The organism is Cryobacterium sp. TMT1-2-1, assembly GCF_004403955.1.
In the GTDB taxonomy this organism is placed as follows: domain Bacteria; phylum Actinomycetota; class Actinomycetes; order Actinomycetales; family Microbacteriaceae; genus Cryobacterium; species Cryobacterium psychrotolerans.
Genome location: NZ_SOHC01000030.1, coordinates 40,700 through 61,681 on the forward strand (window position 1 = coordinate 40,700; position 20,982 = coordinate 61,681).

General features: G+C 65.9%; 19 protein-coding genes and 2 tRNA genes. 14 read left to right on the forward strand and 7 right to left on the reverse strand.

What is annotated here, in order from left to right; all coding sequences use genetic code 11:
* Nucleotides 1-122: 122 nt before the first annotated feature.
* The 9 genes from dnaN (at nt 123) to E3T33_RS05565 (ending at nt 9,205) form a co-directional block, all read left to right on the forward strand.
* Entirely contained in the window at nt 123-1,271 is a 1,149-nt protein-coding gene (dnaN, locus tag E3T33_RS05525; protein ID WP_134574927.1) for a DNA polymerase III subunit beta, read from the forward strand.
* 28 nt (nt 1,272-1,299) lie between these two features.
* The gene (gnd, locus tag E3T33_RS05530) at nt 1,300-2,187 is read left to right on the forward strand and encodes a phosphogluconate dehydrogenase (NAD(+)-dependent, decarboxylating) (RefSeq protein WP_134574928.1); all 888 of its coding nucleotides are present in this window, start codon (nt 1,300-1,302) and stop codon (nt 2,185-2,187) included.
* Between the two features lie 6 nt (nt 2,188-2,193).
* Nucleotides 2,194-3,369, forward strand: coding sequence for a DNA replication/repair protein RecF (gene recF / locus E3T33_RS05535; protein ID WP_134574929.1), 1,176 nt, complete (start codon nt 2,194-2,196; stop codon nt 3,367-3,369).
* Nucleotides 3,362-3,850, forward strand: coding sequence for a DciA family protein (locus E3T33_RS05540; protein WP_134574930.1), 489 nt, complete (start codon nt 3,362-3,364; stop codon nt 3,848-3,850). Before recF ends, E3T33_RS05540 begins: the two co-directional genes overlap by 8 nt.
* 122 nt (nt 3,851-3,972) lie before the next feature.
* The gene (gene gyrB / locus E3T33_RS05545; RefSeq protein WP_092322676.1) at nt 3,973-5,949 is read left to right on the forward strand and encodes a DNA topoisomerase (ATP-hydrolyzing) subunit B; all 1,977 of its coding nucleotides are present in this window, start codon (nt 3,973-3,975) and stop codon (nt 5,947-5,949) included.
* A 31-nt stretch (nt 5,950-5,980) separates the two neighbouring features.
* Entirely contained in the window at nt 5,981-8,527 is a 2,547-nt protein-coding gene (gene gyrA, locus E3T33_RS05550; protein WP_241982843.1) for a DNA gyrase subunit A, read from the forward strand.
* Nucleotides 8,520-8,924, forward strand: a complete 405-nt coding sequence (locus E3T33_RS05555; RefSeq protein ID WP_092322673.1) for a DUF3566 domain-containing protein — start codon at nt 8,520-8,522, stop codon at nt 8,922-8,924. Before gyrA ends, E3T33_RS05555 begins: the two co-directional genes overlap by 8 nt.
* 97 nt (nt 8,925-9,021) lie before the next feature.
* A tRNA-Ile gene (locus E3T33_RS05560) sits at nt 9,022-9,095 on the forward strand.
* Between the two features lie 37 nt (nt 9,096-9,132).
* Nucleotides 9,133-9,205: transfer RNA gene (locus tag E3T33_RS05565), tRNA-Ala, on the forward strand.
* A 130-nt stretch (nt 9,206-9,335) separates the two neighbouring features.
* On the opposite strand, the gene E3T33_RS05570 is transcribed toward E3T33_RS05565, so the two are convergent.
* Nucleotides 9,336-9,860: a hypothetical protein gene (locus tag E3T33_RS05570; protein ID WP_092322569.1), complete on the reverse strand. Its 525-nt coding sequence runs from the start codon at nt 9,858-9,860 to the stop codon at nt 9,336-9,338.
* Nucleotides 9,861-9,982: 122 nt separating this feature from the next.
* On the opposite strand from E3T33_RS05570, the gene E3T33_RS05575 reads away from it, so the two are divergent.
* Complete coding sequence (locus E3T33_RS05575) at nt 9,983-10,522, forward strand: peptidylprolyl isomerase (protein ID WP_092322567.1); 540 nt, start codon at nt 9,983-9,985, stop codon at nt 10,520-10,522.
* A 12-nt stretch (nt 10,523-10,534) separates the two neighbouring features.
* Nucleotides 10,535-11,374, forward strand: a complete 840-nt coding sequence (locus E3T33_RS05580; RefSeq protein ID WP_092322566.1) for a rhomboid family intramembrane serine protease — start codon at nt 10,535-10,537, stop codon at nt 11,372-11,374.
* Nucleotides 11,375-11,456: 82 nt separating this feature from the next.
* Here E3T33_RS05580 and E3T33_RS05585 read toward each other — a convergent pair whose 3' ends face one another.
* The gene (locus tag E3T33_RS05585; RefSeq protein ID WP_092322564.1) at nt 11,457-11,699 is read right to left on the reverse strand and encodes a cell division protein CrgA; all 243 of its coding nucleotides are present in this window, start codon (nt 11,697-11,699) and stop codon (nt 11,457-11,459) included.
* 85 nt (nt 11,700-11,784) lie between these two features.
* Between E3T33_RS05585 and E3T33_RS05590 the strand changes: the two genes are divergently transcribed.
* Genes E3T33_RS05590 through E3T33_RS05595 form a run of 3 tightly spaced genes read left to right on the forward strand, consistent with a single transcriptional unit; the run spans nt 11,785 to nt 13,394 of the window.
* Nucleotides 11,785-12,588, forward strand: a complete 804-nt coding sequence (locus tag E3T33_RS05590; protein WP_241982834.1) for a class E sortase — start codon at nt 11,785-11,787, stop codon at nt 12,586-12,588.
* A 9-nt stretch (nt 12,589-12,597) separates the two neighbouring features.
* Nucleotides 12,598-12,759: a hypothetical protein gene (locus E3T33_RS15200; protein ID WP_166784409.1), complete on the forward strand. Its 162-nt coding sequence runs from the start codon at nt 12,598-12,600 to the stop codon at nt 12,757-12,759.
* Nucleotides 12,756-13,394 carry a gamma-glutamyl-gamma-aminobutyrate hydrolase family protein gene (locus tag E3T33_RS05595; RefSeq protein ID WP_092322563.1) on the forward strand — a complete coding sequence of 213 codons (639 nt, stop codon included), beginning with the start codon at nt 12,756-12,758 and terminating at the stop codon, nt 13,392-13,394. The genes E3T33_RS15200 and E3T33_RS05595 overlap by 4 nt, the downstream gene beginning before the upstream one ends.
* A gap of 53 nt (nt 13,395-13,447) precedes the next feature.
* Here the strand turns inward: E3T33_RS05595 and pknB are convergent, their stop codons facing one another.
* Genes pknB through E3T33_RS05620 form a run of 5 tightly spaced genes read right to left on the reverse strand, consistent with a single transcriptional unit; the run spans nt 13,448 to nt 20,980 of the window.
* Nucleotides 13,448-15,145 (reverse strand): Stk1 family PASTA domain-containing Ser/Thr kinase, encoded by a 1,698-nt coding sequence (gene pknB / locus E3T33_RS05600; protein ID WP_092322561.1) that lies wholly within the window; start codon nt 15,143-15,145, stop codon nt 13,448-13,450.
* A 58-nt stretch (nt 15,146-15,203) separates the two neighbouring features.
* Complete coding sequence (locus tag E3T33_RS05605) at nt 15,204-16,904, reverse strand: serine/threonine-protein kinase (RefSeq protein WP_092322560.1); 1,701 nt, start codon at nt 16,902-16,904, stop codon at nt 15,204-15,206.
* Nucleotides 16,901-18,355, reverse strand: a complete 1,455-nt coding sequence (locus tag E3T33_RS05610) for a penicillin-binding protein 2 (RefSeq protein ID WP_092322558.1) — start codon at nt 18,353-18,355, stop codon at nt 16,901-16,903. Before E3T33_RS05610 ends, E3T33_RS05605 begins: the two co-directional genes overlap by 4 nt.
* Nucleotides 18,355-19,767: an FtsW/RodA/SpoVE family cell cycle protein gene (locus tag E3T33_RS05615; protein WP_092322557.1), complete on the reverse strand. Its 1,413-nt coding sequence runs from the start codon at nt 19,765-19,767 to the stop codon at nt 18,355-18,357. Before E3T33_RS05615 ends, E3T33_RS05610 begins: the two co-directional genes overlap by 1 nt.
* A complete protein-coding gene (locus E3T33_RS05620) occupies nt 19,751-20,980 on the reverse strand; it encodes a Stp1/IreP family PP2C-type Ser/Thr phosphatase (protein WP_092322555.1) in 1,230 nt (409 codons plus the stop codon). The genes E3T33_RS05615 and E3T33_RS05620 overlap by 17 nt, the downstream gene beginning before the upstream one ends.
* Nucleotides 20,981-20,982: the final 2 nt, after the last annotated feature.

A 20,982-nucleotide genomic window follows, 5' to 3' on the forward strand; every position in this document is an offset into this window, starting at 1 on the left:
TTAACAAGAATTCTTATATCTCTCCATCCGACAACCTTTACTGCCCAGCGCTGCTGGTCACCGGCCCGCTCCGGAAGACGACTAGCATTGAGCCACCCACCGCCTTCGACAGGAGTAACTTCGTGAGATTCCAGGCCAACCGGGACGTTTTCAGCGAAGCTGTATCGTTCGCGGTCAAGCTTCTCCCCCAGCGCACCACCCTGCCGATCCTCAGTGGAGTTCTGATCGAAGCGACGGAGACCGGGCTGATCCTGTCCTCGTTCGACTACGAGGTTTCCGCCCAGACCGAAATCGCCGCCGATGTCGAAGAAACCGGCAAGGTCCTCGTCTCCGGCCGGCTCCTCGCCGAGATTGCCAGCCGGATGCCGAATGCCCCCGTTCGGTTCTCTACCAACGAGTCCCGCATCTCGGTCAGCTGCGGCTCCGCGAACTTCACACTCTTGTCCATGCCGGTCGAGGAATATCCGAGCATTCCGCAGGTGGGAGCCCAGTCCGGGCTCGTGCCGGCCGAAGAATTCTCCATGGCCGTCGCGCAGGTCGCCGTCGCGGCATCCCGTGACGACGTGACCCCCGTGATCACGGGCGTACAACTCGAAATCAGCGAGAACAGCCTGAGCATGGTTGCCACTGACCGCTATCGGGTTGCCGTTCGCGAAATCGACTGGGATCGCGGCTCAAACGAGGCCCAGGGCACAATCACCGCCCTGGTTCCCGCCCGCACCCTGCAGGAGGTCGGCAAGACATTCGGGCACAGCGGAACCATCTCGGTGGCGATCACGAGCACCGACGACCGTGAGCTCATCGCCTTCACGGCGGAGAAGAAGACCGTGACGTCGTTGCTGATCAAGGGTAATTTCCCGCCCGTCCGGCGTTTGTTCCCCGAGACCGTCGACAACTACGCCGTGATCAACACCGCGGAGCTCATCGAAGCGACCCGCCGGGTGCAGCTCGTCCTCGAGCGGGAGGCAGCCCTGCGTTTCACCTTCGCCGCCGACGGATTGACCCTGGAGGCCATCGGCTCCGAACAGGCCCAGGCTTCGGAGAAGATCGACGCCATCCTCTCCGGCACCGAGACCGTCGTCTCCCTGAAGCCGCAGTTCCTGCTGGACGGACTGGGAGCGGTGCACTCGGAGTTCGTGCGCATTTCGTTCACCAGAACCGAGAACCCGAACAAGCCGGGCCCGGTTCTCATCACCAGTCAGAACTCACGCGACCAGCCGGGAGCCGACAGCTACAAGTACCTGTTGCAGCCGAACCTCCTCCTGCGCTGAGGCTCGAGTTCCCGTCAAAGGACACGAAATGCACATTGGCATCATCGGCCTGGGCAGGATGGGTGCGAACATGCGCACCCGGATGCGCGCGGGCGGCATTGAGGTCACGGGGTACGACCGCAATCCGGACCTGACCGACGTCGCATCCGTCGCCGAGCTCATCCAGGCCCTTCCGGCACCCCGGATCGTCTGGATCATGGTGCCGGCGGGCGAGGTCACAGACTCGGTGGTCGGGGAACTCTCGGGGCTGCTGGCCGCCGGCGATCTTGTCATCGAGGGAGGCAACTCACGGTTCACCGACGACTTCCGTCATGCCACACTCCTGGAGAAGACCGGTGTGCACTACATCGATGCTGGCGTGTCGGGCGGAATCTGGGGACTGAAGAACGGATACGGCCTGATGGTCGGCGGCGCGGCGGACCAGGTCGAGCGGGCGATGCCTGTCTTCGACGCACTGCGCCCGGAGGGCGCGCGTGAAGAGGGTTTCGTTCACGCGGGAGCCGTCGGCGCCGGCCACTACGCGAAGATGGTGCACAACGGTATCGAATATGCGCTCATGCAGGCATACGCCGAGGGGTATGAACTCCTGGAAAAACGCGACGACCTGATGACGGATGTCCCGGCCGTTTTCACCGCCTGGCAGCGGGGAACCGTCGTGCGTTCCTGGATGCTGGAGCTTCTCGTCAGCGCCCTCAAGGAAGATCCCGACCTGTCCGACATCGAGGGCTACGTCGAGGATTCGGGCGAAGGCCGGTGGACGATCGAGGAAGCGATTGCCAACGGTGTCCCTGTGCCGACGATCAGCGCGTCGATTTTCGCGCGGTTTGTGTCTCGACAGGATGACTCACCCGCCATGAAGGCCGTCGCCGCCCTGCGTCATCAGTTCGGCGGCCACGCCGTGAAGAAGGCGGACTGACCCGGCGTGAGGGTCACACACTTGTCACTCACCGACTTCCGCAATTACGCGCAGGTCGACGTTCCGTTCCTGCCAGGACCCAACCTGGTCGTGGGACGCAACGGTCAGGGAAAAACCAACTTAATCGAGGCCCTCGGCTTTCTCAGCACCCTCGGTTCGCACCGGGTGTCGACAACCGGTGCCATGATCCGGGCCGGCCAGGACGCCGCGATCATTCGAGCGCGGCTCGAATACAACGGCCGGGACCTTCTCACCGAAGTCCAGATCAACCGATCGGGGCTGAACCGGGCGCAGGTCAACCGATCCGTGATCAAGACCCGCGAACTTCCGCGGTACTTCTCGAGCGTGCTGTTCGCACCGGAGGACCTCGCCCTGGTCCGGGGCGACCCATCCGGTCGGCGACGATTCCTCGACCAGCTCCTCGTGCTGCGCACCCCGCGCATTTCCGCCGTGCTGGCCGACTACGATCGGGTGCTCAAACAGCGGAACACTCTTTTGAAGTCCGCCCGGGCGGCGGGCGTGCGCCCGAATGCGCTGGGCACACTCGATATCTGGGACGAGAGACTCGTCGAACTGGGCTCCGAGATCATCGACGAGCGCGCCGAACTCATACGCCAGCTCGGCGAACCGCTGCGCGTGGCCTATCAGTCCGTGGCGGGCGAAGACCATGGACCGGCGCTGATCGCCTCGCTCAGCATCCTCGGGGCGGATGAAGATTCCGGGGTCGACGCGGGCGCAATCCGGGTCTCGACAGGCTCGACCACCGCGACAGGCTCGAGCACCGGGACTCGGGAGTTTTTCCGGGCGGCGCTGGCGAGTCTGCGGCCGAAGGAACTCGAGCGCGGGTTGACCCTGGCCGGTCCGCACCGGGACGACCTCGTTTTCATGCTCAATGCCCTGCCTGCCAAGGGCTATGCGAGCCACGGGGAATCGTGGTCGTTCGCCCTGGCCCTGAAGCTCGCCTCGGCCGAGCTCTTGCGCCGCGACTCCACGAGCGGAGATCCGGTTGTGATCCTCGACGACGTGTTCGCCGAGCTCGACCAATCCCGGCGCCGGCGCCTGGCCGATGCCGTCGCGGGTTTCGAACAGGTGATTATCACGGCCGCCGTTCTCGAGGACGTGCCAGAGGCCCTCGTGGCGCACACCGTCCACATCCGGGCGGGGGCTGTTGTCGATGGCTGAGCAGAGCGAAGCGGGCCGCGTCTACCTGCGCTTCAAAGACGTCTTCGGCGACCCGAATGCCAAACGATCCAGGGGCAAGCGCCGCACCCGTGACGAAACCGGTTCCAGCGTTCCGTTCGGGGCCGGCCGCGACCCGCGGGGGCTCGGCGATGCGATCAGTTCGCTCACCAGGCAACTCGGCTGGAACTCTCCCCTCGCCCAGTCCGAACTCCTCGCATCGTGGGTCGAGCTGGCCGGAGAGGAGACCGCGAAACACTCCACCCCCGCCGGAATCGAGGACGGTGTGTTGACCGTGAGCTGCGAGTCGACCGCGTGGGCCACGCAGCTGAGGATGATGCGCGTCGAGATCATGGGTCACATCGCCGTGAAGTATCCGGATGCCGGAATCGAGTCAATCCGATTTCAGGGACCCAACGCCCCCTCCTGGAAAAAGGGCCCCAGATCAATTCCAGGGCGGGGTCCACGCGATACCTACGGGTAACCGGGCAAATTCGGTCACCCTCGCAAATAAAACGCGCCAGACGCGCGTATGTGGCCGGGAGCGCTCGGCCCGTTTGGTAGACTGAATGGTCGCCCGTGCGACGGTCAGGAGCCCACTTTCAGATGTCAGTTGAACCAAAGACAGAGCCGGCGCACGAATACGGCGCAGACGATATCCAGGTTCTCGAAGGACTTGAAGCCGTACGCAAACGACCCGGAATGTACATCGGTTCGACGGGTCCCCGCGGGCTGCACCACCTCGTCTACGAGATCGTCGACAACTCCGTCGACGAGGCGCTGGCGGGATACTGCGACACCATCGGAATCCGTATCCTCGCCGACGGCGCGGTTCGGGTCGAGGACAACGGCCGCGGCATCCCGGTCGACATCCACAAGGCCGAGGGCCGCTCGACCGTTGAGGTAGTGCTGACGGTCCTGCACGCCGGCGGAAAGTTCGGCGGCGGCGGCTACTCCGTCTCCGGCGGACTGCACGGAGTCGGAAGCTCGGTCGTCAACGCGCTGTCGTCCCGCCTCGAGGTCGAGGTACGCCGCCAGGGACATGTCTGGCGCCAGAGCTTCGCCGACGGCGTGCCCAACGCTCCGCTGGAAAAGGGTGAAGAATCCAGCGAGACCGGCACGACCATCACCTTCTGGCCGAGCACCGAAACGTTCGAGACCGTCGAGTTCGACTACGAAACGCTCCGCGCCCGGTTCCAGCAGATGGCCTTCCTCAATAAGGGCCTGCGCCTCACGCTCGCCGACGAGCGGCCCGAACACGCTGACGACGAGGGCAACCCCGTCACCAATACCTTCATGTACGAGCAGGGCCTGGTCGACTACGTCGCCTACCTGAACCGTGCCAAGAAGGCCGACCTGGTCAACGACGAAATCATCTCCTTCGAGTTCGAAGACAAGGAGCGCAAGATCGCGCTCGAAGTGGCCATGCAGTGGACCACCGCGTACACGGAGAGCGTGCACACCTACGCGAACACGATCAACACCCACGAGGGTGGAACCCACGAAGAGGGTTTCCGGGCCGCGCTCACCACGCTCGTCAACAAGTACGCCCGCGAGAAGGGCATCCTCAAGGAAAAGGATGACAACCTCACCGGCGACGACGTGCGCGAGGGTCTGACCGCCGTCGTGTCGATCAAACTCGCCGAACCGCAGTTCGAAGGACAGACGAAGACCAAGCTGGGCAACACCGAGGCCAAGGCATTCGTGCAGCGCGTCGCGGGCGACCAGCTCTCGGACTGGTTCAACCGCAACCCGAACCCGGCTCGCGAGATCATCCGCAAGGCCCTCCAGGCCTCGAACGCCCGGATGGCCGCGCGCAAGGCCCGGGAAACGGCCCGCCGCAAGGGCCTGCTCGAGGGCGGCGGCATGCCCGGCAAGCTCAAGGACTGCCAGAGCAAGGACCCCTCCCTCTCCGAGATCTTCATCGTCGAGGGTGACTCGGCCGGCGGTTCCGCCGTGCAGGGACGCAACCCCGAGACCCAGGCGATCCTCCCCCTCCGAGGCAAGATCCTCAACGTCGAGAAGGCTCGCCTCGACCGCGCGCTCGGCAATAACGAGGTGCAGGCCATGATCACGGCGTTCGGCGCCGGCATCGGCGAGGAATTCAACCCGGACAAGGTGCGTTACCACAAGATCGTGCTGATGGCCGATGCCGACGTCGACGGCCAGCACATCACCACCCTGCTGCTTACATTGCTGTTCCGGTATATGCGCCCGCTGATCGACCTGGGCTACGTCTACCTCGCCCAGCCGCCGCTGTACCGACTGAAGTGGGCCAACTCGGCGCACGAATACGTGTACTCGGACCGAGAGCGCGACGCCCTGCTGGCGGATGGCGCCGCGGCCGGCAAGCGGATTCCCAAGGACAACGGCATCCAGCGCTACAAGGGTCTTGGCGAGATGGACTACAAGGAACTGTGGGAAACGACCATGGCTCCGGAATCCCGCACGCTGCTGCAGGTCACCCTCGATGACGCGGCGGCTGCCGACGAAATCTTCTCCACCCTGATGGGCGAGGACGTCGAGTCCCGCCGTAACTTCATCCAAAAGAACGCGAAGGACGTGCGTTTCCTTGACATCTAAAGACACCCCCGACACCCCGGGCGAGAACACCGTGGAGGCCGCCGAGGCCGCGGCCGCGGCGAAGCACCTGATCCAGCACGGCAAGATCGACCAGGTCGACCTGCAGCTGGAAATGCAGCGGTCCTACCTCGACTACGCGATGAGCGTCATCGTCGGGCGCGCGCTGCCCGACGTGCGCGACGGTATGAAGCCCGTGCACCGCCGCGTGATCTACGCCATGTTCGACGGCGGCTACCGCCCCGACAAGGCCTTCTCGAAGTGCGCCCGCGTCGTCGGCGACGTGATGGGGCAGTTCCACCCGCACGGTGACTCTTCGATCTACGACGCCCTCGTGCGGCTCGTCCAGCCGTGGAGCCTGCGGTACCCGCTGGCCCTCGGCCAGGGCAACTTCGGCTCCCCCGGCAACGACGGTGCCGCCGCCCCCCGGTACACCGAAACCAAGATGGCTCCGCTCGCGCTCGAGATGGTGCGGGACATCGACGAAGACACCGTCGACTTCCAGGACAACTACGACGGCCGCACGCTCGAGCCGACCGTGCTGCCCGCCCGGTTCCCGAACCTGCTGGTCAACGGCTCCGTGGGCATCGCCGTCGGCATGGCCACGAACATCCCGCCGCACAACCTGCGCGAGGTGGCCGCCGGCGCGCTGTGGTACCTCGAGAACCCCGAGGCCACCCGTGAGGAGCTGCTCGAGGCCCTGATGCAGCGGATCAAGGGCCCCGACTTCCCCACCGGCGCCCAGATCCTCGGCACCAAGGGCATCCAGGATGCCTACCGCACCGGCCGCGGCTCCATCACGATGCGCGCCGTGGTCAACATCGAGGAGCTCCAGGGTCGCACCTGCCTCGTCATCACCGAGCTGCCCTACCAGGTCAACCCGGACAACCTCGCGATCAAGATCGCCGACCTGGTCAAGGACGCCAAGATCAGCGGCATCGCCGACATCCGCGACGAGACATCCGGTCGCACCGGCCAGCGCCTCGTCATCGTGCTCAAGCGCGATGCGGTCGCCAAGGTCGTGCTGAACAACCTGTACAAGCACACCCAGCTGCAGGACAACTTCGGCGCGAACATGCTCGCCATCGTCGACGGCATCCCGCGCACGCTCGCCCTGGACGGCTTCATCACCGCGTGGGTCGCGCACCAGATCGAGGTCATCGTCCGGCGCACGCAGTTCCGGCTGAACAAGGCCGAGGCCGACGCGCACATCCTGCGCGGCTACCTCAAGGCCCTCGACGCGCTCGATGAGGTAATCGCCCTCATCCGCCGGTCGAACACCGTCGACGACGCCCGCGAAGGCCTGATGGCCCTGCTCGACGTCGACAAGCTCCAGGCCGACGCGATCCTGACCATGCAGCTGCGTCGCCTGGCCGCCCTCGAACGACAGAAGATCATCGACCAGGCCGCCGAACTCGAGCTGCAGATCGCCGAGTTCAAGTCGATCCTGGCCAGCCCCGAGCGCCAGCGCACGATCATCAGCGAAGAACTCGGCGAGATCACCGCCAAGTTCGGCGACGACCGGCGCACCGAGATCATGTTCGGCTTCGACGGCGACATGTCGATCGAGGACCTCATCCCCGAAGAGGAGATGGTCGTCACCGTCACCCGCGGCGGCTACATCAAGCGCACCAGGAGCGACAACTACCGCAACCAGCACCGTGGCGGCAAGGGCGTCAAGGGAGCCCAGCTCCGGGCGGATGACGTCGTGGAGCACTTCTTCGTCACCACCACGCACCACTGGCTCCTGTTCTTCACGAACACCGGCCGGGTCTACCGCGCCAAGGCGTACGAAGCAGTCGAATCCGGCCGCGACGCGAAGGGCCAGCACGTCGCCAACCTGCTCGCGCTGCAGCCGGGTGAGGAAATCGCGCAGATCCTCGACATCCGCGATTACGGGGTGGCCCAGTACCTCACCCTCGCCACCCGCGACGGCCTGATCAAGAAGACCGCGCTGCGCGAATACGACACCAACCGCACCGGCGGGATCATCGCGATCAAGCTCAGAGAAGGCGACGAACTCGTCTCCGCGCTGCTCGTCAATGACGATTCCGACCTGCTGCTCGTCTCCCGCAAGGGCATGTCCATCCGGTTCACCGCGACGGATGAGGCCCTGCGGCCGATGGGACGCAGCACCTCCGGCGTCATCGGCATGCACTTCCGGGGCGAAGACAAACTGCTCGACGCATCCGTTGTCTCCAATGACGGATTCGTCTTCGTGGTCACGGAAGGCGGCTACGCCAAGCGCACAGCGGCCGACCAATACCGCCTGCAGAACCGCGGGGGCCTCGGCATCAAGGTCGCCAAACTCAACGAGGACCGGGGCGACCTGGTGGGCGCCCTGATCGTCGATGAAGGCGACGAGGTGCTCGTGGTCCTGGCCAGCGGCAAGGTGGTACGCTCTGACGTCGCGGAAGTCCCGGCCAAGGGACGCGACACGATGGGCGTGGTCTTCGCGAAATTCGCGTTGCAGGACAGGATCATTGCCATAGCGAAGAACACCGAACGCAATCTGGTGGCCGAACTCGTTGAGGCCGCACCGGAGACCGACGCGGAGAAAGAAGAATCAGTAGATGAGTAGCGTCGCAGAAAAGCTTGCCAAGAAGTCGACCCGCCGACCGTCCACGAAGCAGGTGCGCCTCAAGCTGGTGTACATCGACTTCTGGTCGAGCGTGAAGCTCTCGTTCCTGGTCGCCGTCTGCCTGGCCGTCGTCACGATCGTGGCCACGTTCCTGATCTTCACGGTGCTCAACCAGACGATGATTTTCGACACGGTAGACGACCTGTACACCTCGATCGCCGGCGACTCGTCAGACCTCGCGAGCATTCTCTCGCTCGGGAACGTCATGGGGTTCGCCACCGTGGTGGCCGTGCTCAACACGGTCGTCATCACCGCGCTGGGGGCCATTTTCGCCCTGCTGTACAACCTCAGTGTGAAGATGACCGGCGGACTGCTCGTCGGTTTCACCAACAACTAGGCAGAAATACACGTTTCACGTGGAACCCGCCGCGGTTTTCTCTCGTCTCGATTGGGAGAAACCGGCTGGTTCCGGTAGTCTCAAATCTGCCCAATAGGGGGATATAGCTCAGTTGGTTAGAGCGCTTCACTGATAATGAAGAGGTCCCAGGTTCAAATCCCGGTATCCCCACGTGCGACCTCAAGGTGACTTGTCACCTGTGATTCGCGGGGCCATAGCTCAATTGGTAGAGCGCCTGCTTTGCAAGCAGGAGGTCCGGGGTTCGATTCCCCGTGGCTCCACACATGACAGACGCCCGGCCCGCTCCAGCGGCCGGGCGTTCTTCGTTTAAGGGCACGAGCCGGAATCGCACCCGTTAACAGACCAGGGCCCGTATCCGGAAGATACAGGCCCTGGTGAAGCTATGGACGGTTAGTCCTCGTTCGGCGTGCGCTCGGGCTCGTCAGCGGCCACCCAGAGCTCGTCGTCGGCACGGAACGTCTGCCAGACGGCGTAGGCGACGCCGGCTGCGGCGGCCAGGCCGATTCCGATGGCGATGTACGTGCCGGCGCCCAGGCCCTGCTTCTCAACCACGACGGGCTTCTGGAAGCGAAGGCGGTTCATGGCGGCGCGCACCCGCGCATCCTTGGCGACGTCCCCGACCGACATGACGGTGCCGATCGCGGTCCCGATGCCGGGGAGCACGTCCTCGACCAGGCGGCGGCGAACGCTGTCGGCGACTTCCTGGCCCGCGTGAACTCCGGGGCGAACGTAGTGCTCGTATCCCTCGCGTACGCGCGGGACGACTTCCTCGCGAGTCAGGCTCCCCGCCTGACGTGCGGCCTCGCGTGCGATCTCATTCGCACGGTCGAGAACCTCCTGCTGGTGGTTCCATAGTTCGTCTGCGCTCTTGCGCAGCCGGTCAAGTTCCTTGCGGCGCTTGCGTGACAGGCTCATCTGGACCCTCCATCGATGTCGTGTGGCGAACACACCCATCTTGCCACTGAATCGGCTGGGAGCGCTCTGGGTATCGGATCCTGGTCAGGAGACGGCAATAGTGCTGTGCAAGAATTACCGTTATGTCTAAGCACACCGCAGTCGCCACCCTGAACACGACCCTCGGACCGATCAAGGTAAACCTCTACGGCAATCACGCGCCGAAGACCGTGAAGAACTTCGTCGGCCTCGCCACGGGCGAGATCGAATGGAAGCACCCGGCCACCGGCCAGACCTCGAAGACGCCCCTCTACGACGGCACCGTCTTCCACCGCATCATCAAGGACTTCATGATCCAGGCCGGCGACCCGCTCGGCCAGGGCACCGGCGGACCCGGCTACCAGTTCGACGACGAAATCAACCCGGAGCTCGACTTCACCCAGCCCTACGTGCTCGCCATGGCGAACGCCGGCATCCAGGGCGGCCGCGGCACCAACGGCTCGCAGTTCTTCATCACCGTTGTTCCCACCACCTGGCTGCAGGGCAAGCACACCATCTTCGGCGCCGTCGAGGACGCGGATTCCCGCGCCATCGTTGAGAAGCTGGCCACGGTCCCCACCGACGGCCGCGACCGCCCGCTCTCCGATGTTTTCATCGAGAGCGTCACCGTCGAACAGGTCTAGGCCCCGCCCCGGATGACCGACCTGCCCGGTACCGCCGCGAATTACTGCTACCGGCATCCGGGCAGGCCCAGTTACATCCTGTGCCAGCGCTGCGGACGCACGATCTGCCCTGAGTGCCAGACCCAGGCCGCCGTCGGCGTCATCTGCCCCGAATGCATGCAGGAGCAGCGCCGCAACGCTCCGCGCACGAAGTCGGCCGTGCTGACCCGGCTCACGGGCAGCGGCGCACCCGTCGTCACGTACGGCATCATTGCCGTCACGCTCTTCGTGTTCGTGCTTCAACTCATTCCGGGCCTCGGAGTCACGGACAGGCTCTTCTACGCCGGTGCGTTTTCCTACCCCGCGCTCTTCGAGCCCTGGCGGATGCTCACCAGCGTCTTCCTTCATTCGACCGGCTTCATCTTCCACGTGCTGCTGAACATGTACATGCTGTGGATCTTCGGTCCGCAGCTGGAGGCCATGCTGGGACGCTGGCGCTTCCTCGCGCTCTACCTGCTGAGCGGGTGGGCCGGTTCCCTGGGCGTCCTGTTCCTCGCCGACCCGCGTGTGGGCGTTGTGGGGGCATCCGGGGCAATCTTCGGGCTGGTGGGCGCCATGTTCGTCATCCAGCGCCGCCTGGGGGGCAACTCCACCCAGCTGCTGGTGCTCCTCGGCATCAACTTCGTGATCGGGTTCCTGCCGGGGACCAACATCTCCTGGCAGGCGCACCTCGGCGGGCTGATCGGCGGCGCGATCGTGGGCCTCATCTTCGTTCAGACGAGGAAGCGCTCCCAGGCGACCCTGCAGACCGCGTTGATCGTTGTTTTCGCGCTGATCCTGGCGGCCCTCAGTTGCGTGAAACTACTGGGCTAGAGGCCTGTGGAAAAGTTATCCACAGGAGTTTCCACATGGGGATAATTACACCGGTGTAATTGGTCCGCCGAAATGGGGACAGTCAGCGCCAGCGGGTCGTCATCAGGAAGCCGATGAAGGCGATCCCGAAGCCGACCAGGATGTTCCAGGAGCCGAGCGCCGGCACGGGGAAACCGCCCTGGCTCACGTAGAAGACGATGATCCAGGCGAGGCCGAGGAGCATGAAGCCGAACATGACCGGCTTGAACCAGACCGGGTTCGGTGCGTCTTCGGAGCGGGAAACCACGTCGCGTGCGGGCTTGGTGCGGGGGTTTGTGCGTGCCATGCCTCAGATTCTAGCGTCCCCGGCTGGGCGGGCCCCGGTCCGCCATTCGGGGAAAGCCCGGCGGGAGCCCGATTAGGATTACGTCATGACCGAAATGGCCGAGCCTGTCGCCGCGCCCGCCCGTGGCAGACGCGGCCGGAAGTCGTCTCGGCGCCCGGTCACCGTATTGGGAGTGCTCGGAGAGTTGCTCATCACCGCGGGCGCCGTCGTGCTCCTCTTCATCGGCTGGCAGCTCTGGTGGAATGACGCGTTCGTCGCGGGCGAGCAGTCGAAGGCCGCCGCCGACCTCAGCAACGGTTGGATCGCGCAGGACCGTAACGCCCGGGACGCCGACAAGCCTGCCCCGGTACCCGCGGACTACGGTGACCCGATCGTGTCAGCGGCGCCGGGCGCCGGGGATGCCTTCGCCGTGCTCTTCGTGCCGCGTTTCGGTGCCGACTACCACCGCACCATCGCGGAGGGTGTCGGAACGGGCGTCCTGAACAGCACCCGCCTCGGCATCGGGCACTACCCCGACACCCAGATGCCCGGTGAGGTCGGCAACTTCGCCGTGGCCGCACACCGGAGCGCTTACGGAGGGGGCATGCACCTGATCAATGAACTGCAACTCGGCGACGCAATCTACGTGCAAACGGCCGACGGCTACTTCACCTACCGTTTCCGGGACATGGAATACGTTGCGCCGAGCGAGGTGGCTGTGCTCGCCCCGGTTCCCGGCGCAGTGGACAAGGCCGCCACCGACGCCCTCATCACCCTGACCAGCTGCAACCCGCTGTACTCGACGGCGGAGCGGATCATCGCCTACGGCGTCTTCGAATCGTGGCGGCCGACATCCGCCGGCCCGCCCGCGGAGCTCGCACCGATCATCGCCGCGCAGGCGAAGGGCTAGGAGGCTCACATGTACGCAGCGCTGTGGCAGATCCTGCCCGGTCCGGCCTGGCTCCGGATACTGCTCCTGCTTGTCCTGCTGGCCGGCGTTCTGCTCGTCCTGAGCACGTGGGTGTTCCCCTGGGTGGACGAGATCATCAACACAGAGGAAGCGACGGTGGGCGGCTCATGACCCGCATTCTGGTTCTCGACAATTACGACAGCTTTGTCTACACCCTCAACGGGTACCTGATGGAGCTCGGCGCGGAGACCGAGGTGTTGCGCAACGACGCGTTCGACGCATCGGAGGCGGCCGAACGACTGTCCCACTACGACGGCGTCCTTGTCTCGCCGGGGCCCGGCAAGCCATCCAATGCGGGCGTCTCCATTCCGATCGTCGAGGCGGCCTTCGCCTCAGGCACGCCGCTTCTCGGGGTCTGCCTGGGCCACCAGGCGATTGCGGAGGCCTTCGGGGCCACCGTGACCAATGCCGAGGAACTCATGCACGGCAAGACGTCGCTGATCACGCACGACGAAAGCGACTTCTACCAGGGAGTGCCGCAGCCCTTCACGGCGACCAGGTACCACTCCCTCGCCGTGGTCGATTCCACGGTTCCGCGCGAGCTCATCGTCACCTCACGCACGCAGGGCGGCGTGATCATGGGACTCCGGCACGAGTCAGCGCCCATCTTCGGGGTGCAGTTCCACCCGGAGTCCGTGCTGACCGAGGGTGGCTACCGGATGCTCGGCAACTGGCTGGCCCTGGCCGGCCTGCCTGAGGCGCGCGAGACGGCCAAGGGCCTCACGCCGCTGCTCAAGCTCAGCTGACCTCCCCTTCTTCTCCCGCCCGCACATCCCGCGAAACTGCAGTTTCGCGGGATTTAGCCGGCGCAGTAGGTGAGGAGGACCTCGGACTTCTGGGGCACTTCACCCGGGGGCAGTGACTGCTTGGTGACCGGGGAACCGGCCTCCGAGGCGCACGTGGAGTCGGGCGTCGGAATGGGAACCAGCTGGAGGTCCTGTGCGCTGAGAAGATCGCTCGCCGCGCTGAGCGACTGGCCGGTGAGGTCGATGAGGGTCACGAGCCCGCTGGACACCACGTAGTTGACCGTGGAGCCGGCCTGGACGGTGCTGGTGGCCTCCGGGTCGGTGCGCAGAACGATGCCCGCGGCCATCGTCGGTGAGTTCTCCTTGGTGACAGAGCCTGATTCGAGCCCGGCCCCCTTGACGGCTGCTTCCGCGGCCTCGACGGGCTGGTTCGTGACATCAGGGACCTCGACCGGCTGGGCGCCGGTCGACACGAAGACCTTGATCACCTCGGCCGGCTGCACGATCGTGCCGGCGGGCGGATCGGTGCGGATGACCTCGTCCTTCGGAACCGTGGCGCTGGCCTCCTCGGCTTTCGTGGCCGCGAGGTCCAGGTCGAGAAGGGAGTTCTGCGCCGCGTCGTAGCTCTGCCCGGTCAGTGTGGGCACCTTGCGCGAACTGTCCGGGATGTCGCCGCTCGGCGTGAGACTGAATACCCAGAACATCACCGAGACCACGATCACGACGACGGCCACGATTCCGGCCCAGATCCAGCTCACCGGTGGTCGGCGCTGGGTGCGCACCATCGTCTGGTCTTCGGCGAGCTGCTTGAGGGCGAGCTCGGACCCGGATGCGATGACGGGCGCCGGGCCGAACAACCCGGCGGCCGTTTCGTCGAGCGGTCGATGCACGGGGATGTGCCCGGCGGCGGCTGTCTCGACGTCGGCGCGGAACTCGACGGCGCTCTGGTACCGGGCGAACCGGTCCTTCGTCAGGGCCCGCAGCACGACGGCGTCGAGGGCCGGCGAGACCTTCGGGTTGACCGAGCTCGGTGTGACCGGGGCCTCGCTCACGTGCTGGTACGCGACGGCGACGGGGGTGTCGCCATGGAACGGGGGCCGTCCGGTGAGCATCTCGAACAGGACGACGCCGGTGGAGTACAGGTCGGTGCGGGCATCGACCGATTCGCCCTTGGCCTGCTCCGGCGAGAAGTAGGCGGCAGTGCCGAGGATCGCCGTGGTCTGGGCGACCGTGGTCGCCGAGCTCGAGATCGCCCGGGCGATGCCGAAGTCCATCACCTTGACCTGGCCGGTCCTGGTGATCATGATGTTGCCCGGCTTGATGTCTCGGTGCACGACGCCGGCGCGGTGGGAGTACTCGAGGGCCGTGAGAACGCCCTCGATGATGCGCACGGCCTCGGCGGACTCGACGGGGCCCTCGCGGATGATGTCCTTGAGCAGGCGTCCGTCGACATGCTCCATGACGATGAAGGGAACCTGAGCCTCGTGGCCGCCCGGTTCGGTGACCGTCTCTTCACCGGCGTCGAAGACCCGCACAATGGTGGGGTGAGCCATCCGGGCCGCGGCCTGGGCCTCCTGGCGGAAGCGGGTGCGGAACGCGGGGTCGGTGGCCAGGGTCGACTTGAGGAGCTTGATGGCCACCGTGCGCCCGAGGCGTGAGTCTGTGCCGACGTGGACATCCGCCATTCCGCCACGGCCGATGAGCGCGCCTACGCGGTAGCGACCAGCGAGCAAACGGCCAACCTCAGTCAATGCATCACTCCCAGCTCGCGAACACAATCTCGCCTATGGTACCCGCACGGGGCATGGACTACGGCGCAGCCGTGACGACCACCGGGGTGGATGCCGGCGAGTATTCGGACGGGAAGCCTCCGCACAGGTAGCGGAACTTCACGGTGAACGTGCCCGCATCCGGACCCGTGGTCACCGACGTCGTGGTCGCTGCGGGGCTGGCAACGGGGGGCGAGGTCGCGCCGGTACCTTCGACGAGCACCTCGTAGCCGGTCAGTTGCAGGCCGCTGGGGCAGGACTGGGCGGTCCACGTGACGACCACGTCGGTGCCGGCCACGGCCGTGGCCGGGGCAACGGTCGGCGCAGTGGTCGGCGCATCGGGTGTGGGTGCGGCAACGAAGTACTTGACCGTGATCTTCGTGCCCTTCTGGACGGTTCCGGTCGGGTTGACGTCGTAGACCCGGTCGACCTTGTCCGGCGCATCGGCGATGTTCCCGGGAACCATGTCGGCGACGAGTTCCAGGCCGACGAGCTTGTCGCGTGCCTCGGCGCTGGTCAGGCCCACAAAGTCCTTGGACAGCACGCTGACCGCGGTGCTCGTCGGGGTTGGAGTGACGGTCGGCGTGGCAGTGGGCGTCACCTTCGGGGTGCTCGACGCCGCCGTGGACGTCGGGGGCACGACCGGGGTCTCGTTCCCCTGGGTGAAGAGGGCGATCAGCGTTCCGGTGAGCACGATCGCGAGCAGGGCGATCAGGGCGATCAGCGGCCAGGTCCAGGGGCTGCGCTTGTTCTTCTTCGTCGCGGCCTCGGCGGCGGCCGCCTCGGCGCGCGTCCCGGGCGCCGAGGCAGTCGGGAGCACGGTCGTGGCCTGGTCATACCCGGCGCCGGGCATCAGCATTGTTGCGGAGGTCGGGGTGATCCCGGCCATGACCGCGGGCACGGATGCCGCTGCGGCCGCGACATCCCCTCGGCGCAGCGCCGTCGCGGCGCGGGCCAGGTGCGCGGCGGAGGCCGGGCGGTCGGCGGGGTTCTTGGCCAGGCAGGAAATGACGAGGTTGCGCACCGGCTCGGAGACCGTGGTCGGCAGGTCGGGCGCGGTTTCGTTGATCTGCGCCATGGCGATGGCCACCTGGGACTCGCCCGTGAACGGGCGTCGGCCGGCCAGGCTTTCATACGCCACGATGCCGAGCGAGTAGATGTCCGTGGTGGGCGAGGCGGACTTGCCGCTGGCCTGCTCCGGCGAGAGGTACTGCACGGTGCCCATGACCTGGCCGGTCGCGGTGAGCGGAACCTGGTCGGCGATGCGGGCGATTCCGAAGTCGGTGATCTTGACGCGGCCGTCGGGGGTGATCAGCAGGTTGCCCGGCTTGATGTCGCGGTGGACCAGCCCGGCTGCGTGCGCGGCGTGCAGCGCTGCTGCCGTCTGCGCGACGATGTCGAGCACCTTGTCGGTCGACAGCACATGCTCGCGCTCGAGGATGGTGGAGAGTGCCTCACCGGGCACGAGCTCCATGACCAGGAAGGCGCTGCCTTCTTCTTCTCCGTAGTCGAAGACGTTGGCGATGCCCTCGTGGTTCACCAGGGCGGCGTGGCGGGCCTCAGCGCGGAAACGCTCGAGGAATCCCGGGTCGCCGAGGTATTCGTCCTTGAGGATCTTGATGGCGACCGTGCGGCCGATGACGAGGTCGGTGGATTGCCACACCTCGCCCATGCCGCCAATGGCGATCCTGGACTGCAGCTCGTATCGTCCCCCGAAGGTGAGCCCTGCTGTGGGTCTCATTTATCCAACACCGCCTCTAGTACCTCTTGTGCAACCGGTGCGGCAAGAAGATTGCCGTACCCCTCCTGGCCGAGCCCCCCGCCGTCCTCAATCAGGACAGTGATGGCAAACTGCGGGTCCTGCGCGGGTGCAAATCCAGTGAACCACAGGGTGTACGGCAGATCCTTTCCGTTCTGTGCGGTTCCCGTCTTTCCGGCCACGTCAACCCCGTCTATTCTTGCATTGCTCGCGGCGCCGTCCTTGACTCCGTTGACCATCATTTGGGTCATGGTCGCGGCCGTTTCGGGGCTGATCACCGTGGCCATCTCCTTCGCCTGGAAACTCTCCAGCGGGCTGAGGTTCGGGGCGAGGATCTCGTCGACGAGATTGGGTTCCATGGCGATGCCGCCGTTGGCGATGGTGGCGGACACGATGGCCATCTGCATCGGCGTCGCGCGCACGTCGTACTGGCCGAAGGCGGAGAGGGCGGTCTGCGCCTTGTCGAGGTCTCTCGGGTAGACGCTCTCCGCGACGGACAGCGGGACACCATACGTGGAGTTGAAGCCGAACTTCTCGGCCTGCTCGCGAATCGCCGCGTCCCCCAGCTGCAGTCCCAGCTCGGCGAACGGGATGTTGCAGGAGAGCCGCAGCGCCGTGGCCAGGGTGACGGTGGCGCCGCCGCCGCAGGTGCCCCGGCTCGAGTTCGTGACCACGGCCGTGGAGCCGGGCAGGGTGAGCGTGGCGGGGTTGGGGAACGTGCTTTCGGGGGTGAACTCGCCGGACTCGAGCGCCGCGGCCGTCACGACCAGCTTGAACACGGAACCCGGAGGGTTGAGGTCGCCGCGGATCGCCCGGTTGATCAGGGGGTCGTCGGGGTTGTCGAGCAGTGCCTGGTAGGCGTCGGTGACCTTCTTGTTGTCGTGCACGGTGAGCGTGTTGGGGTCGTAGCCGGGCTTCGAGACCATGGCGAGGATGCGACCGGTCTTCGGTTCGGTCACGATCACGGCGCCCTTGAGATCGCCGAGTGCGTCCCAGGCGGCCTGCTGCGTCACCGGGTCGATCGTGGTGCCCACGGCCGCCCCGCGGGGCTTCTGCCCGGTGATGATCGAGCTGAGCTTGTCGAAGAACTGCGAGTTCGACGTTCCGGTGAGTTCCGCGTTGAGGGCGTGCTCCAGGCCCGTGGGGGCGCCGTTGATCGGGATGAACCCGGTCACCGGCGCGTACAGCGGACCGTTGCTGTACGTGCGCAGGAACTTGTAGTCGTCGTCGGCCGGCACCGACTCGGCGATCGGCTTGCCGTCGGCGAGGATGGCGCCGCGTTCGACCTGGAAGCTGTCATAGAGGGTGCGGGTGTTGCGGGCATCCGCGGCCAGGTTGTCCGCCTGGAACGCCTGCACCACCGTGGTCGACGTGAGGAGTGCGACGAACATGAGCAGCACGACCATGCTCACGCGCTTGAGTTCTCGATTCATCAGACCACCAGCCTGGGTTGGTTGCGCACCGTGTCGGACAGGCGGAGCAGGAGCGCCGCGATGATCCAGTTGGCGACGAGGGAGGATCCGCCGGCGGCCAGGAACGGGGTCGTCAGGCCGGTGAGCGGGATGATGCGGGTGACGCCGCCGATGACGATGAAGCACTGCAGGGCGACGACGAAGGCGAGGCCGACGCCGAGCAGCTTGCCGAAGTCGTCCTGGCCGGCGAAGCCGATACGGAATCCGCGGGCGACGAAAAGCAGGTACAGGGCGAGGATCGCGAAGATGCCGGCCAGTCCGAGCTCTTCGCCGAGGCTGGCGATGATGTAGTCGCTCTGGGGCACCGGGGTGATGTCGGGGCGACCCTGGCCGAGACCGGTGCCGATGAGGCCGCCCTTGGCGAGGCCGAACAGACCCTGCACGAGCTGGTAGCTGCCGCCGGGCGCATTGTAGACATCCGGGTTCATCGCATCGAGCCAGTTGGTGAAGCGGCCGTTGACGTAGCTGAGGGTCTGGCTTGCGATGACCGCACCGCCGATGAACAGGCCCATGCCGAGGACCACCCAGCTGAGGCGTGCGGTGGCGAGGTAGAGCATGACCAGGAAGAGGCCGAAGTAGAGCAGCGCAGTACCGAGGTCGTGCTGGAAGATGATGACCGACATCGACAGTGCCCAGAGCACGAGGATCGGGCCGAGGTCCCGCAGCCGGGGGAAGTGCATGCCGAGGAATCGCTTACCGACCATGGAGAGGCTGTCGCGGTTTCGTACGAGGTAGCCGGCGAAGAAGATGGCGAGGGCGATTTTGGCTATTTCGCCCGGCTGGAAGGTGGCGAAGGAGCCGATGCCGATCCAGACGCGGGCGCCGCTGACCTCCCGGCCGAGGCCGGGCACGAGCGGCAGCAGCAGCAGGATCACGGCGGCGAACCCGGCGATGTAGGTGTATTTGAAGAGCACCCGGTGGTTGCGGATCACCAGGAGGACCACGATCGCCATGGCGATGGCCAGCGCACTCCAGATGGTCTGCCGCACCGAGGCACTGCCGATGCCGCCTTCGTTGTTGGCCACGTCGATGCGGTAGATCATGGCGATGCCGATGCCATTGAGCAGGGTGACGATCGGGAGGATGAACGGGTCGGCCTCGCTCGCGACGATGCGCAGCACGATGTGCAGGGCGAAGACCAGGACGGACAGGCCGGCGCCGAACAGCACGAGCGTGGTGTCGATGCGGCCGAGCGCGCCGAGCTGCACGAGCACCACGGCGGCGGCGTTGATCGCGCAGGCGATGGCGAGCAGGAAGAGCTCGAGGTTGCGCAGCTTCTGCGGAAGGTGCAGGCGCTTGAAGACGCCCGTCCGCGGTTGCGCCCGGCGCGCAGACGTGTCCGCCGCGCCCGCCGGATTACTTGTTGCTGGCATTTTGGAGCCGTTCGACGATGAGTTTCGCGTCTTCCAGGGAGGACGCGCTGATGGTTTCCTCGACCTGATCCCGGTCATAGACCCGGAGTTCGGAGATTTCGAGGTTGGTGTCTTCGTAGACGCTCGAGAGCTGGATCGGTCCGAGGTCCTGGTTGACGCCGCGATAGATCGCCACGGTGCTGCCCTCGACGCCGACGAAATACCGGGTTTGGGTCCACTGGTAGCCGAGAAGGGCCGCTCCGGCGATCGCGAGAACGAGCAGGATGATCGCGGTCAGCCAGGTGAGCTTGCGCCGGCGGGCGCGCCGTTCGTCTTCTTCGATCAGTTCGGACAGGTAATCCTGCGAGTCCGGTTCGAAGTGGGTCTCGCGCACGGGGTGCAGCCGCAGGGCCGGCAGCCGCAGCGCCCGGTTCCTGGCCGGTTCCTCACCGAAGGCGAGCTGCCCGGCCGCCGAGCCCACCAGCAGCGGGGCGCCGTCGCGCTCGTCCTCTGGCCCGATGTCGACAATGACGATCGTGACGTTGTCGGGGGCGCCGCCCTCGAGGGTTTCCTTCACCAGGCGGTCGGCGACGGTCTGGGCATCCGCGCCGGTGGACAGGGCGGCGGTGATCGACGCGTGGGACACGACACCGGTCAGCCCGTCGGAGCAGAGCAACCAGCGGTCGCCGGTTCGCGTGGCGAGGATGGAGGTGTCGACCTCCGGCGCGGACTCGACGTCGCCGAGCACCCGCATCAGCACCGAGCGGCGCGGATGCACCATGGCCTCCTGCTCGGTGATGCGGCCGCTGTCGACCAGGCGCTGCACGAACGTGTGGTCGATGGTGATCTGCGACAGTTCGCCGTCACGCAGCAGGTAGATGCGGGAATCGCCGATGTGCGCGATCGCGACCTGGTCGTCGAGCACGACCAGGGCGCTGACGGTCGTGCCCATCCCGGTGAGTTCGGCGTGCTCGAACACCGATTCAGCGATCTGTGAATTAGCCGCGATCAGCGCCGCCTGCAGTGCGAATTCCGCCTCCGCCGCGGATTGGTAGGGCTGGTCGGCTTCCATGACGCGTTTCGTCGCGATCGCGGAGGCGACGTCGCCGCCGGCGTGACCGCCCATGCCGTCGGCGACGATGAAGAGCGCGCTGCCTGCGTAGCCGGAGTCCTGGTTGTTGGACCGGATCTTGCCAACATGGGACGCGGCTGCGCTGTGGCTAACTGTCGCCATGC